Consider the following 14638-nt stretch of genomic DNA (forward strand, 5'->3'; position numbering starts at 1 on the left):
TGGGTTCAATTTTGTCCAGGACAAAAATGAACCTGTCCCCTTTCTTTTCAATCGGGTTACATCATCGAGGGCACTGACGAAATGATGGTACTGTTTACGCATTCAACTTTTAGAAAAGGAGCCTGAAATGAAATTATTGGAAGGAAAAGTTGCTGTTGTAACGGGTGGCACCCGCGGCATCGGCTTCGGCATCGTGGAGAAGTTCCTCGAGCACGGGGCGAAGGTTGCCGTCTTGGGTTCTCGCCAGGAAACCGTTGATGCAGCCCTCGAGAAGATCAAGAAAGAGCATGCAGATGCGCCTGTTTTGGGTCTTCATCCTACTCTGACCGATCCTGACGAGATGACCGCCGCCTTCAATACCGTGGTCGACACGTTCGGTTCGCTCGACGTCTTGGCGAACAATGCGGGAACCGATTCGCGCACCAAGCTGGTCGACTATACGCTTGATGAATTCCAGAAGGTCATGCGCCTGAATGTTGAGGCAACTTTCGTGTGTTCTCAGGCTGCTGCGCGCATCATGATCGAGCAGGGCAAGGGCGGTTCGATCATCAACACCTCTTCCATGGTGAGCATCTATGGCCAGCCTGCCGGTTGCGCCTACCCCACCTCGAAGTTCGCTGTGAATGGCATGACCAAGTCGCTCGCACGTGAACTGGCACCGCATAAGATCCGCGTGAATGCAGTTGCTCCCGGCGTTATCCACACCGATATGGTGGACGCGCTGCCCAAAGAGGTCATCGAGCCGCTGATCAAGGCTATTCCGCTTGGTCGCATGGGTGAGCCTGAAGACATCGGCAACGCATTCGTATTCCTGGCTTCCGATATGGCGGATTACGTTTCTGGCGACGTCCTCTCTGTCGACGGTCTTTCGCGCACCTAGTCTTGGGGACGGGTTCATTTTTGTCCCGGACAGTTTGGGGACAGGTTCAGATTGCCAAATGGTGAATTTGAACCTGTCCCCTTTTTGTCCCGGACAAAAATGAACCCGTCCCCAGAGTGTCTTGTATAGTTGGGGGAAACGGAAAATTGGGGATTGGAGAGATATGGCCAGCGCTCAGGATACGTTCACTTTGAAGAATGGCGTGACCATGCCATGCATCGGATTCGGCACGTACGACACGTCTGACGAAGATGCTTGCCGTGTGGTGCTCGATGCGATCGAGGTTGGATATCGTCTTATCGATACTGCCGCTATTTACAAGAATGAAGCAGGTATCGGGAAGGCCATCGCCACCAGCGGCGTGTCCCGCGAAGAGCTGTTCATCACCTCGAAAGTTTGGAACACTCACCGCGGTTACGACAAGACCATGGAGTCTTTCGAGGCATCGCTCGAGCGCTTGGGGCTTACCTATATCGATCTGTTCTTGATCCATTGGCCTGCGAACGAAAAGCAGTTCGGCGCTGACGCTGAGCAGATCAATGCTGACACCTGGCGTGCGCTCGAGGATCTTTACCAGGCGGACCGCGTGCGTGCGATCGGGCTTTCGAACTTCAAGCCACATCATATCGAAGGCCTTATGAAGCATGCCAAGATAGAACCGATGGTCAACCAGATCGAATACTATCCAGGCCGCATGCAGGCTGAAACGCTCGAATACAGTCTTGAACAAGGCATGGTGGTAGAAGCGTGGAGCCCGCTCGGGCGCGGCAAGACGCTCACAAATGAGAGCATCGCGGCCATTGGTGCGCGTTATGGCAAGAGCAATGCGCAGGTGTGCTTGCGTTGGCTCATCCAGCAGGGCATGTTGCCGTTGCCGAAGTCGGGCAACATCGAGCGCATGGCACAGAACCTTGACGTGTTCGATTTCGAGCTTACGCCAGGGGAAATGGAGATCATCACGCAACAAGAGAACCCAACAGGGCGTTTTTGGGATGCGGACGAGATCGACTTCTAGCAAAGTCTATTGGGCGCTTCGGCTGTTGGGTAAGGGTGCATAATTTACCCGCTACCCTGTTCGCCCTTCGGGCTCATGCGGTCGTTCTCCAGTTTTATTTATGCGAACCCAGCTTAAGCTGGGTTCTGTCTTTTTAAATGGCTATACGAAGTAAATTCTGTGCCCTTACCCAACAGCCGAAGCGCGTGCACTGGTTTTGAAGAAGTCGATCAGGGCATGAAAAAACCCGAGCGCGTGGCTCGGGTTTTTTGTTGTGCTCAGTTGTTTTGACTGATTAGAGGCTGTTCATGATGCTGGAGGGGAAGAGAGCCTCTTGGAGGATCTCGCCAGAATCACTTGCCATCTCCCAGTTACCTGCAACCTTCACCACGTCAAATTCGATGACCTTGGTCTCGGTGGTGGGCAGATCCTTGATAGTGTCGATGACCAGCTGACCGATCGCTGCGTTCATGTCTTCAGCCTCTGCCAAAGAACCATCTGCAACAGCATTCTGAGCTGCCGTGGTCAGCGCGCTCTGGAAAGTAGTGAGGTCCTTGGTGGTGAACACGACACCAACGGTAGCCTTATCGCCGTCAACCTTGATGCTGTCGATCTTGTAATCGAATTCGCTGAAGATCGCGTCATACGCGTCTGCGGCAGTGATGCCATAAGCGCTCAGCGAAGCGAACTCGCTCGAAGCAGCTGACAACTGCTCGATCTCTTCAGCGCTTGCATTCTTTACCTCGTCGAACTCCTCGGTGACGACCTTGCGTACTGCGTCTTCAGCATTTTCCGCGCAACCTGCGAGGAAGGTGCAGCAGCAAGCGACGAACACAGCCAGGAGCGCGATGATGCCCTTCTGGGCCCATGCCTGAGCCTTTTCCATGTGGATCTCCTCTCGATATCTCTCAATTGCGATGCGGTGCACCGCGTAGAGTATTGTAGCAACACTTGCATCGGAGAACCCTCTGAAATCAAGAATAGATTCCGCCCTGCCGAAGAGGCGGGCGTCTGCGTGGCTTCGCGGCTCATGTTCCCGCGCTGAGCCAGCGAACCTGGCCTGTCCCCGAAGTATCCAGTTTAGGCTTGAGGGAGGACCCAGTTCTTGGTCTGGGCGAATTTTTCCAAAGGATCAAGATAGGATCGTTCGTTGGCGGGCAGCGCTTTACGCGCCAGCGAGAAGAGCAGGTCTATCCAGCTGCGAAGAGTTTTCGCGTGGTCGCCATAGAATGTGGCGTCGTAGCCGTGCTTGCGAATGGCATCGATGGCCTCTTCGACATCTTGCTCGGTCAAAGGCCACACGTCTTTACCTTGGTCATCCTTGACAACGCCGAACGCTTGCTCGAGCGCACGCAAGCTTTCATCGCTATAGAACAGGCCCTTCACCAGTGCGGCATAGCCCTCAAGGTATTCTTGGGGCAGCGAATCAGCGGGGCGGATCTCGACGAAGCGCTTCAAGCGCACATCGGGCCAGAACATCGAGATAAGATGCTCGATATCTTCCTTGGTCATGGCGGTATCAGCATAGACCTCGCTCGAGGGACGCGTAGATTCAGCCTGGGGCGTGGTAGTGCCGTCGGCATTCTTCTTATTGATGAAGATAGGCGAAGTACGAAGCAACCAGTCGGCATAGGCAGCAAAGCCGAAATCGGGATCGAAGACGCTCGGTACCACACCGCAACGAGCATCATCGACGTTGCGCCATACCGCCAAACGCACGAGCGGATAAGCTCCCACTTCGCGCTCATAGACTGCCACGTTGTCCGCGATAGCACCCAGGATAGGAGCCAGCGCGCTAGCCACGCGCATCTTGCGAACAGCATCATCTTCACTGATGTAGTCGATAGAGACTTGAGTGGATGCCGAAGCACGCATCATGCGCAGGCCCAAAGTTCCCAAGTCTGCGAAATGCTTGTCCATCAGGCGATATCGCTCTTTAGGGATGAGCTTGAGCTCTTCGGCCTTGCGGGTAGGATGATAGCCCGCATTCACCAACTTGGCACCGTGATCAGCCAGATACGGATCGAGCGCCTCACGAAAATGCTGGTAGGCAGCACCGATCTCTTCGATGGATTCGAACGGCGCGATGCTCACTTCGATCTGCGCCGAAGGCTCGAGCGTAATGGAGGCTTCCTCGTTCGCGCACCCGATCAATTCCCCTTCAGTATTCTGGAACATAGCGGGATAGGTGCGCAGCAGATGATTCAATACATCTCTAAGACCAGGGATGTTACCTTGAGGCTCATAGGTGAACGGGGTGCCGTCATCTTCCACGATGATGAAATGCTCGACCTCAACGCCCAGCTTACGATCGAGCTCTTTCGAACCTGACTTGAAATAGTCGATCAAGCTCTGGCGATTTTCGTCGGCGATCGTCATGGTTGCCTCCTCTGGCACTTTGCGGTCCACCTCGTGTTATGTCTCGAAACGCCCGAAAAGTTCAAAAAAATGTAAGTGATCTCTTAATTCTACATCAGATTTTTTTCAAATCTGGTTGAGGTCGTTCGTGCACACTAAGTCGTAAGAATTCTGGCACATCGCTTTTCGCTTTGCTCGTCCCCACCCCTTATCGCGCGTTTCGTTCTTGTTCCACATCTTGCATAGCTTGCGCTCATTAGCGTGCTTGCTGCATCTTGCACCCTTGATGCCGTAAGCACGTTGCCCTCATCTTGTTGCGCGACCATCTTCAGCTCACAGCATATCAGTATCGCTTTTGCTCGCACGTCACTTGACCATCAGTTACTGCCCGAGAGAAAGAGGATGCCATGTCTCACTTGCGCTTTCGACCAGCGTCAACCATCCCGTCCAAGATAGGAGGAATGCTCGCTGCGCTGCTCACGCTCATATTGCTGTGCACGTGCATACCCACCTCCATAGCCCAGGGAGACGAAACACCGCGCACTGCCCGCGTGATCTATCACTTCGTCGATCCTGACCAGCTTTCAGGTGATGCGAGCTTTGCCGAATACGAGAGCGAGCTCTCTTCGGTTTGCGCAGGTGAGATTTGGGAAGACGATGGTCACGTAGTGATACGAGCGAACGCCTACCCACAGCTCATGGAAGTAGCAACCGAAGCGGGACGCTGGCGCGTGATGAAAGATTACGCCAGCACGAGCGCTTCGGGCAAAGGCACGCAAGACATCACGGCGGAGGCAACCTACAACGCCGAAGACGGCACCATATGGCTGCCTGCGTGCTACGCGAGCGACGATCTTACCGTGGCATGGTATGTTCCGGCCGAAGCCCAGGCTATAGAGATCCCGCTCGAGGTGAAGGTGGACAAGACCATCGAGGGTATTGCTTCTGCCACCACGCTCGAGCATGTGTTCGCGGCAAACACTCAGACCATCAATCTGAAACTCTTCGCTGATGAAGACCGTGCTTCTCGTGTGAAGGATCTTCGCATCACTCAGGGAGGCACAGAGCTAACCCAATACGTCTATCAGAACGGCTCGATCAGCCTGAGCGCAAGCCCTTTGGGAGGCCCTATCGCGATCACAGCGAGCGATGAGAGCGAAGAGCAAACCACCGCACCCGACACCGAGAGCGCCGTGAACACCGACCAACCCATCTTCAGCCTGTTCAGCGCTGCTAACCCTGTTGTAGGAGAGCGCTTCACCCTAGCAGCCGATTGCGCACTGATCCGCACCTGCGAACCAGGCGGTAACATGGCTCAGGCATGTGGCTGGCCAGAGAAGAGCGGCACCTACGGCTTTGCGGTGCACTTCAACAACTGCGTGAATCCTGAAGTGGTGAATGCCGACCAGAACCACGTAGCACCTGGCGGAACGGTCCATACTCCTGGCGGAGGCACCTACGATTACAACTGGATCCGCGGCATGCACTTCGCCTGGGGCGATTGCGCAGGCAATGTCGATGACAATGGCACAGGTGAACCTAAGGTGACCAGCGGCTGGGTAGAAGTGACCAACGTCGACTACAACACGCAAACGGTGAGCTATCGCTACTACCTGAACGTCTGCTCCGATATCGATGGTCATGCCATGCAGAGCATCACAGGCACCTTCCAGGTACACGAAGACCTGGTGGGATATATCGAGCTGAAGAAGCAAAGTGCGCTGGCGGATGTTTCTGCGAACAACGGATGCTATTCGCTCGAGGGTGCTCGTTACGGCATCTACGCAGATGAAGCGTGTACCGATCTGAAGCAGACTTTGACCACTGATGGCCAAGGTTATGCACGATCGAAGGCACTGCCCGTAGGCACCTATTACGTGAAAGAGATCGCAGCATCGCAAGGGTATGCGCTTGATGTGGTAGCGCACGAAACGAACGTTGCGGCAGGCACCACGCGCACCTGCACGGTCGAAGAGGTTCCCCAATCAGACCCCACCCCACTCTTGTTAGCGAAGCATGATTCGGACTACCCCTACTCCAGCGAGCACAACAACATCCAAGGCAACGCAAGTTCGCTCGCAGGCGCACAGTTCACCATCACCTTCCATCCCACCCTGGCTGGCGATCATGCCACCATCGAGCCTCTGCGCACCTGGGTCGTGGTCGCTGACGAGCATGGCTTCATCGATCTACGCAAGGGTGACGGTTGCAAGGTGTCAGGCGACGATTTCTATCGCGATACGAATGGGCAGATCACGTTGCCTATTGGCACCTATGTCATTCGCGAGACCAAGGCTCCTGCAGGATATAACCTCAACGATGCCGTAGTGGTCCGCACCGTAACGGGGCTAGCAAATGGCAGTGAAGAGGTTTCGAGCTACAACACCCCTATCGTGTCTGAAGAAGTGATCCGTGGCGGCATCGAGCTGGAGAAGCGCGATGCTGAATCGGGCCTGCAGAGCGCCCTGGGCGCAGCGGATCTTGACGGTACGCGCTTCACCATCACCAACGAGAGCAGTCATGAGGTATGCGTGGGTGGGATCTTCTATCAGCCAGGGGAAGTGTGCGCGACCCTCATCGCGCAAGATGGCAAAGCAGCCACTGCGCGCGACGCACTTCCCTTCGGCGATTACACGCTGCGCGAGGTGAGCGCAGGCGATGGTTATAACATCTCGGTCGGCGAACCGCAGGCGTTCTCCATCGAAAGCGAAGGTCAGGTGGTGCATTTCACCGACGCGGACGAGAACACGCTCGCAGGTGCATTCCGCAACTACGTGAAGCGCGGCGACCTGAACTTCGTGAAGGTGCGCGAACGTGACGAGCAGCGCCTCGCAGGCATCCCGTTCAAGATAACCTCGCAAACCACTGGAGAGTCACATGTGGTCGTGAGCGACCCTAATGGCATCGTGAACACTTCGTCGAACTGGATCAAGCATTCTGAACGCACCAATGAGAGCGACACTGAACCCTACTCAAGCGAATGCGGCGTGTGGTTCGGCCTGACCAAGAACGGAACCACCACGCCTGTGCGTGACGACCTAGGAGCGCTACCTTTCGACACCTATACGCTCGAGGAGCTACGCTGCGAAGCCAACGAAGGTCTTGAGCTGGTGAGCACCACTTTCAGCATCTACCGTGACCAGCAGCAGCTCGATTTCGGCATGATCGAGAACCACGACCCTAGTGTGCCCTGGCTGGTAACGAAAGCCACTGACGATGTCGACCACGACAAGCTGATGAGCGCAGAGGGCGAAGTGGTGATCAATGACCATATCCAATACGGCAACCTGAAAGAAGGTAACACCTACACGCTGAAGGGCGAGCTGGTAGATAGAGAGATGGGCGATTTGATCGAAGGCGCTTCTGGCCTGACCACCTTCACTGCCACGGGAACCGTGGGCACCACCGAAGTGCGCATCCCTGTGAACCTCTCCGAACGATCCGTAGACGATATCGTAGTCTACGAAACGCTGATGGAAGGCGATGAGGTACTGCTCGAGCATAACGACATCGGCAACACCGAGCAAACCGTATCGGTCGTCGCACCGCGCATCAGTACAAGTGCGGTCGATGCAACAGATGGCGACCACGAAGTGCTCAACGATCAAGGCGCCGAGATCATAGACACCGTGAGCTTCACGAATCTGGTGGTAGGCCAGGAATACTGCATCACGGGCACGCTGATGACGAAGGTCGTAGCTGAAGATGGGAGCGTTTCTGGCGCGGAGCTGACCACCGAAGCTGGCGAGGTCATCCAAAGCTCCGTTACGTTCACGCCGCAAGTGAGCGATGGATCGGTGGATGTGAGCTTCACGTTCGATGCGAGCGTGCTGGAGGAAGGCTGCCAGTTGGTGGTGTTCGAGAGCCTGATGCGTGAAGAGAGCGAAGTTGCTGAACATCGCAATATCGAAGATGAGCACCAGACCGTCACCATCGTCACACCCGAAGAGCCACCTACGCCCAACGAGCCAGACGACCCACAGCCCAACACACCCGTAAGCTATTCGGACACACCGCAATTCTTCGCTAAGACTGGCGCGGCTGTGATGCCCTGGATCATAGGCATGTTCATACTGTTCGGTTGCGCAGCAGCCTTTCTGATCATCGCGATGTTCAAGCACCGCAAGGCACAAGAGATAACCGCCGCGATCGCCTATAACATGCTCGGCGGAAGAGGTCGTTGGTCATGAGCGCGACGCGGGCCAAAGGAACAAGGCTTTCGGTAGTTCTGCTGCTCTGCGCTGCGCTGTGCTTGTCGCTCTGTCCGTTGAGTGCGGGCAACCTTACCTCATCCGCCGAGGCCGCCACGCTCCATCGTGGAGATGTGACGCGCGCTTCATCAGAAGGTATCGTACTGGACGCGGATCTCTACACCAAACAGCCTTCGTTCGATAAAGCTGTTACCACCGCTTCAAGCCCGAGCAAAGACACCCCCGATACGGTCCATACCTATTCCTATGGGCTACAGGTTCCTGCGAACACCTATCAAAGCCTGGGCACCTCTGTGAGCGTGCGCTGGAATGATGTGGGCTTCGATGCTGATGATGACCGCATCGACCTGGTGATAACATGGCTGCCCGATTCCCGCTGGTATTCGGTCGGAAGCCTTTCGCGCGTGCCTCTGCTGCAGCGCTACGACCGCAACGGTTATGGGACCGCAGGCATCACCATCGGCATCAATACCGAGACCACGGGCACGAAGACCTGTTGCGAACAGCATCTCAAGATCAGCTTCTTCAAGCGCGGAACATCAACGCCCGCCAGCGGATCGTTCCTGACCCGCTTCACCGACCTGGACCAACCAGGCTGGTCCAACGACTTCACTGACCGCTGGGTAGAATCGATCGAGTTCATATCGGGGCATTCGAGCGATATGTACATACCAAGCGGGAACGTGCTGAACGTTGGCAAGAATCGCAACAACGAAGAGGCTACCGATTATCGCGCCACGAAGAAGATGGATGGGTCGAACCTGGATTCTGGTGTGGTGGTGCGACTTTCGCATGGTGCTGAATTCTGGTACTACTCGACGCGCGGTTGGACCGACATCCTCGACCAATTCGATGCGAAGTCCATCGCGCTCTCTTCTGGGACGGGCGGCAGCGTTTCCTGCAATGGCAAGACCGATACCGTAGCGGTTGGTTGGCGTGGAAACAGGACCATCTCCATCACGCCTTCAACCGGCTATAAGGTATCCGATGTAAAAGTGGATGGGAGCTCGGTTGGTGTACGCACCTCTTACGGGTTCGCTAACGTGACCACCGACCATTCGATCAATGCCACGTTCGCACCCATCAACTACACCGTGCGCTTCAATGGGAACGGTGGCGGAGGCACCATGGCGGCTATGAGCGTGCCCTATGATGCGACGCGTTCGCTCACACCCAATGCCTTCACGCGCACTGGCTACACCTTCAAGGGGTGGAACACGAAAGCGGATGGTTCGGGCAGTACCTATACTGACAAGCAGGCCATCAAGAATCTCGCTAGCGCCGATGGGGCTGTGATAGACCTCTTCGCTCAATGGGAACCCCAGACCTACGTGGTAGGGTTCGACCAGAATGGTGGCGAAGGCGCGATGAGCGATCAATCCTTCACCTACGATCGAGCTCAGGCGCTTACGCTCAATCAGTTCTCACGCGTGGGGTACCTGTTCGCAGGGTGGAACACCGCATCGGACGGGTCGGGAGAAGGCTATGCGAATCTGCAGGAAGTGAAGAACTTGATCGCAAGCGATGGCGGCAAGGTCACCTTGTTCGCGCAGTGGCAGCCTATCGACTACTTCGTGGTATTCGAAGGTCAAGGGGCTGATGGGTCCATGGTCGAGCAGCAACTTACGTTCGATCAGGCGCAGGCGCTTTCGAAGAATCTCTTTCATATGAGCGGGTTTCGCTGGGTGAAATGGGATACGAACCCCTCAGTGCCTGAGACCACCTATGTTGACCGCGAAGTGGTGAAGAATCTAGCCGACCGCGCCAACGAAGTGGTCACGCTCTATGCTGTTTGGATAGCGAATCGTAACTTGGTAGTGTTCGACGCTAATGGTGGCGAAGGGTCGATGGAGACGCAGTCGCTTGCCTATGGCACCGCCGAGATCCTCTACCCCAACTCTTTCGAGCGCGAAGGGTGGCATTGGGCTTCATGGAACACCGCGCGCGATGGAAGCGGCGATCCATACGCTGACCAGCAAGAAGTGAAGAACCTCTCTGAAGACGACAACACCACGCTCATCCTCTACGCCCAATGGGAGCCAGATGATACAGGAAATGCCAACGGAAACGATGATGGGGATGATGGCAATAATGAGAATGGCGATAGCGATGGCAAGAACGGAGATGATCCTATTCCTGCACCAGACGACTCAGAAGAAGACGGTGGCGATCCCGAACCTAAGGATGATGCTGATCCAGACGATGTGCCAGACAGCGAAGACGGCGGACAAGTCGATGAAGCCCCGAACACCGATAAGGAGAACGACCGATCGACTGGCGCAGGAGCCGAAGATGCCACGAGTGCGCTAACAAGTGACCCTTTCGCTGAATCCTCTGCCGAAGCTGATCTGGAAGCGAACAAGATGAGCAGCACCTCCGATCTATCCGCATTCGCAAAGACAGGATCAGGAGTGCTTGGCTTAGTGTGCGTCGCCTCTGCGCTGTTGGTTGCGAGCGTGTCCTTCATCCTGTTCGGCATACGAAAGCGGAAACAGGAGCGTGAAGCAAAGCGTCAGTTGTTCAGATCGAGACTCGACCTATGAGATGGCGAAGGCAATCACGCTGGTTGCTGGGGATCGGGGCGGCGTTGCTCGCCACGGCATTAGGGCTGTTGACGTGGCTCTACGTGATGGATGCGAATGCGAACCTCTCCCCGAACCCCGCCGATGACGACTGGTTCGCAAGCCTAGTATCGGATCGTTCCTCTGAAGAGGATGATGGGTTCGTAGAGGTGGACTGGGACCATTGGCGATCCGTGAATCCAGACATCATCGCATGGGTGAACATCCCTGATACCCAGGTGAACTACCCTGTGGTACGTGCTTCAGCTGAGGACCCTACGTTCTATCTGCACCACGATATCTACGGAAACTACAGCGCATATGGAGTGCCCTATCTTGATGCAGATTGCGTGAGCGCCGAAGTATCCGCCTTCAATGCCATCATCTATGGCCACCACATGGACAATGGTTCGATGTTCAGCGATATCGCAGAATACTCGAATGAGAGCTTCGCGCACGACCACCCTTTCATCTATCTACAGAGCCCCACGGTGAAGCAAAAGCTTGCCGTGAGCTTCGTTGAGATAATCGACGCGGCCAACACTCCGAAAGCCATCCGGTATGAAAGCGCAGAAGCATTCCAGGATTGGTTCGAAGAACACTTTGCAAGTGCAGCTGTTGGTCTGGAAGCGCCTGCGGAACCGAATTACGCTATCACCTTTTGCACCTGTTCATATCATGAATTCAGCAATGAACGAACGCTGGTGGTGTGCGTTCCTACTTAGGCTTTGCCTCGAGCACGGCGATGCATTCAACATGATCGGTATGGGGAAACATGTCCACAGGCTGAATAGCAGCAACTCGATAGCCACGTTCTTGCAAGAACGAGATATCGCGCGCCTGGGTCTTGGGATTGCAAGAGATGTAAACGATGCGCGCAGGACGAAGCTTTGCGGTGGCGGCCAGGAATTCCTTGCTCGCACCAGCACGCGGTGGATCCATGAATAGCACGTCTATGGTCTCGCCTCGTTCGGCAAGTTCCACCATGAATTCACCTGCGTCAGCAGCTACGAACGTCGCATTCGCAACGCCATTATGCTTTGCGTTATTGCGTGCATCGGTTATAGCCTCGGAAACCTTATCGACACCGATCACGCCAGCCGTTTCGTTTTTATCGTTCTTCTCTTGAAGCGCACGCGCTGCCACTAGACCGATGGTGCCCGTGCCACAATAGGCATCAAGGATGCGCTCGTCACCCTGCAGATCAGCAAGTTCGATAGCTTTGCGGTAAAGCGTTTCAGTCTGCACCGCATTCACTTGATAGAACGAATGCGAAGAGATACGGAAGCTCAACCCACACAAGCGGTCGAGGATGAAGCCAGGCCCATAGAGCGTGCGTTCCTTGCCATCGCCCAAGATGACGTTCGTGTTGCGTGTATTCACGTTCTGCACGATGGTGGTTATCTCGGGGATGCGCTTGGTCAGATCGCGACAGAAACTCTTCGCACCAGGGAAATCTTCACCGTTGGTCACCAGCGTAACGAGCACTTCTCCGCTCTGATGCCCTACGCGCACGACCGCGTGACGCAAAAATCCCTTACCCGTATCTTCGTTGTAGGGCTCGATCCGATGACGCGGCATCAGATCACGGATAGCAAGGATGATGCGCTTTGCCACCTGGTTCTCAAGCAAGCATTCATCGGTAGGGATGATACGATGGGTCCCCCGCTCATACATCCCACAGAGGGTCTGGTGGCGCACTCGCTGCTTGGTGTGGCCACGACCTTGCTTCTTGCTATGCTTCGCACCGCCATCGCGACCATTCGAAAGTTTCGGGCCGATGCGTTTGCCTGGGGCATAAGGAGATATGACCTTGTTGCGATAGTAGAACGGATCATCCATACCCACCAAGGGCAGCACTGCAACGCCATCCTTCTTGGTGATATCCGCGAACAAGTTGACCATCTGATCGTGCTTGAGCTTCAGCTGCTCATCATAGGGGACCGCAAGCAGCTGACACGCACCGCAGCGCTTTTCAACAGGGCATGACTGAACGCATGGGCGCACGGTTTCATCTTGCTTCTGATCCATGGGGGATTCCCGCTACGCCCAAGCCTAAGAGATGCCGCGCTTAACGCTGCGACGTTTGCGCTTGGGTTGTTCGGTAGGTTCGCGAAAATCGAGCATGAGTTGCTCTTGAACACCTTGTTCGGAATCAGGTACGCGCTTGATATCGGTAACGGTCCAGCTAATGGCTTCCGATCCATGGAGCTCGAGCATCTTGTAGCGAGCATCCTGGATGTTCTGCTTGGTGCCAGCACGATATTCGCTCTCGAACTCGATGGTGCTCGAAGAGGGGGCTGCGCCCAAAGGAGAAACGATGGTTGCGCGATATTTCATGGTCGTTCCCCTTCCCTACTGAACGAATCTGCTAAATACCATCAGACCAAGCAACAAGGCCAAGCCCTTGCAAGCTAAGCCTAGACCAAGCGCACGAACTTGCGCTTACCCACTTGGATCACTGCACCTTCGAGCAGTGCGGGATCAACGTTGTAAGCCTTCGGCGCCAACGCTTCGCCATTTACTTTCACACCGCCGCCATCGATGAGGCGACGAGCCTCGCCGACCGAAGGAGCCATACCTGCATCGCTGATGAGCTTTGCCACGTAGACCAGACCCTCATCGTTTGGCGTAAGATCAGCAGCGAATTCGGGGATGTCTTCAGGGATATCGTGCTGCTTGAACACGCGATCGAACGCCGCTTCGGCTTCTACTGCCGCAGCTTCATCGTAATAAGCAGCAACGATGTTCTGGGCCAGAGCTCGCTTCACCTTATTCGGATGCAACGATCCGTCTGCCAGACCACGTTCGATCTGGTCTATCTCGTCCACCGGCTTGGTCGAAGCCAGGCGATAGTACTTCACCATCAGTTCGTCAGGAATGGACATGACCTTGCCGAATATATCGTTGGGGTCATCGGTCAGGCCAATGTAGTTGCCGTAGCTCTTGGACATCTTCTGTACACCATCGGTGCCTTCGAGCAGCGGAAGCGTGAGACAGACCTGGGGCTCCATGCCCATCTTCTCCATCAATTCGCGACCTGCCAGCAGGTTGAACAGCTGGTCGGTGCCACCCAACTCAACATCAGCCTTGATCACTACGGAGTCATAAGCCTGCATGACCGGATAGAGGAATTCATGAAGACTGATAGGCTGATTGCTGCTGTAGCGCTTAGTGAAGTCATCACGCTCGAGGATACGTGCAACCGTGAAGTTGGAGAGCAACTTCAACAGGTCTTCCATGTTCAGATCCAAGATCCATTCGGAATTGTAGCGCAGGGTGGTCTTTTCGGGATCGAGCACCTTGAACGCCTGGTCAACATAGGTCTGCGCATTCGCTTCGATCTGTTCGCGCGAAAGCTGCGGGCGCGTGGAGTTGCGACCTGAAGGGTCGCCGATCAGCGCCGTACCATCGCCGATGATGAGCGTGACATGATGGCCCAGGTCCTGGAACTGGCGAAGCTTGCGCAGCGGCACCGCATGACCGAGATGGATATCGGGGGCAGTGGGATCGACACCAAGCTTGATATTCAGCGGCTCATTGCGTTCGAGCTTTTCCATCAGAGCTTTTTCAGGAACGATCTGGGCTGCTCCCGAAACGATGGTGCGGAATTGTTCTTCTGCTGGAATCATCG

The 14638-nt window shown here is 55.3% G+C and carries 10 protein-coding genes; 5 read left to right on the forward strand and 5 right to left on the reverse strand.

Features of this window, described 5'->3' with window-relative positions; genetic code table 11:
• Positions 1-127 precede the first annotated feature (127 nt).
• Complete coding sequence (locus NFR25_RS01165; RefSeq protein ID WP_251197422.1) at positions 128-880, forward strand: SDR family NAD(P)-dependent oxidoreductase; 753 nt, start codon at positions 128-130, stop codon at positions 878-880.
• 163 nt (positions 881-1043) lie between these two features.
• On the forward strand, positions 1044-1895 hold the full coding sequence (locus NFR25_RS01170; protein WP_251197423.1) for an aldo/keto reductase: 852 nt from the start codon (positions 1044-1046) through the stop codon (positions 1893-1895).
• Between the two features lie 274 nt (positions 1896-2169).
• Here the strand turns inward: NFR25_RS01170 and NFR25_RS01175 are convergent, their stop codons facing one another.
• Entirely contained in the window at positions 2170-2760 is a 591-nt protein-coding gene (locus NFR25_RS01175; protein WP_251197424.1) for a hypothetical protein, read from the reverse strand.
• A gap of 194 nt (positions 2761-2954) precedes the next feature.
• On the reverse strand, positions 2955-4253 hold the full coding sequence (locus tag NFR25_RS01180; protein WP_251197425.1) for a glutamate-cysteine ligase family protein: 1299 nt from the start codon (positions 4251-4253) through the stop codon (positions 2955-2957).
• Positions 4254-4639: 386 nt separating this feature from the next.
• On the opposite strand from NFR25_RS01180, the gene NFR25_RS01185 reads away from it, so the two are divergent.
• Genes NFR25_RS01185 through NFR25_RS01195 form a run of 3 tightly spaced genes read left to right on the forward strand, consistent with a single transcriptional unit; the run spans position 4640 to position 11729 of the window.
• Entirely contained in the window at positions 4640-8422 is a 3783-nt protein-coding gene (locus tag NFR25_RS01185) for a VaFE repeat-containing surface-anchored protein (protein WP_251197426.1), read from the forward strand.
• Complete coding sequence (locus NFR25_RS01190; protein WP_251197427.1) at positions 8419-10986, forward strand: InlB B-repeat-containing protein; 2568 nt, start codon at positions 8419-8421, stop codon at positions 10984-10986. Before NFR25_RS01185 ends, NFR25_RS01190 begins: the two co-directional genes overlap by 4 nt.
• A gap of 23 nt (positions 10987-11009) precedes the next feature.
• On the forward strand, positions 11010-11729 hold the full coding sequence (locus NFR25_RS01195) for a class B sortase (protein ID WP_251197428.1): 720 nt from the start codon (positions 11010-11012) through the stop codon (positions 11727-11729).
• Here the strand turns inward: NFR25_RS01195 and rlmD are convergent.
• The 3 genes from rlmD to tyrS all read right to left on the reverse strand — a co-directional run bounded on the left by rlmD (position 11722) and on the right by tyrS (position 14636).
• Positions 11722-13035 carry a 23S rRNA (uracil(1939)-C(5))-methyltransferase RlmD gene (rlmD, locus tag NFR25_RS01200; RefSeq protein ID WP_251197429.1) on the reverse strand — a complete coding sequence of 438 codons (1314 nt, stop codon included), beginning with the start codon at positions 13033-13035 and terminating at the stop codon, positions 11722-11724. The two genes, NFR25_RS01195 and rlmD, sit on opposite strands and share 8 nt — an antisense overlap.
• A gap of 24 nt (positions 13036-13059) precedes the next feature.
• On the reverse strand, positions 13060-13344 hold the full coding sequence (locus NFR25_RS01205; RefSeq protein ID WP_251197430.1) for a hypothetical protein: 285 nt from the start codon (positions 13342-13344) through the stop codon (positions 13060-13062).
• Positions 13345-13424: 80 nt separating this feature from the next.
• Positions 13425-14636 carry a tyrosine--tRNA ligase gene (tyrS, locus tag NFR25_RS01210; protein WP_251197431.1) on the reverse strand — a complete coding sequence of 404 codons (1212 nt, stop codon included), beginning with the start codon at positions 14634-14636 and terminating at the stop codon, positions 13425-13427.
• Positions 14637-14638: the final 2 nt, after the last annotated feature.

It is taken from the genome of Anaerotardibacter muris, assembly GCF_943192915.1.
GTDB classification, from domain to species: domain Bacteria; phylum Actinomycetota; class Coriobacteriia; order Coriobacteriales; family Eggerthellaceae; genus Anaerotardibacter; species Anaerotardibacter muris.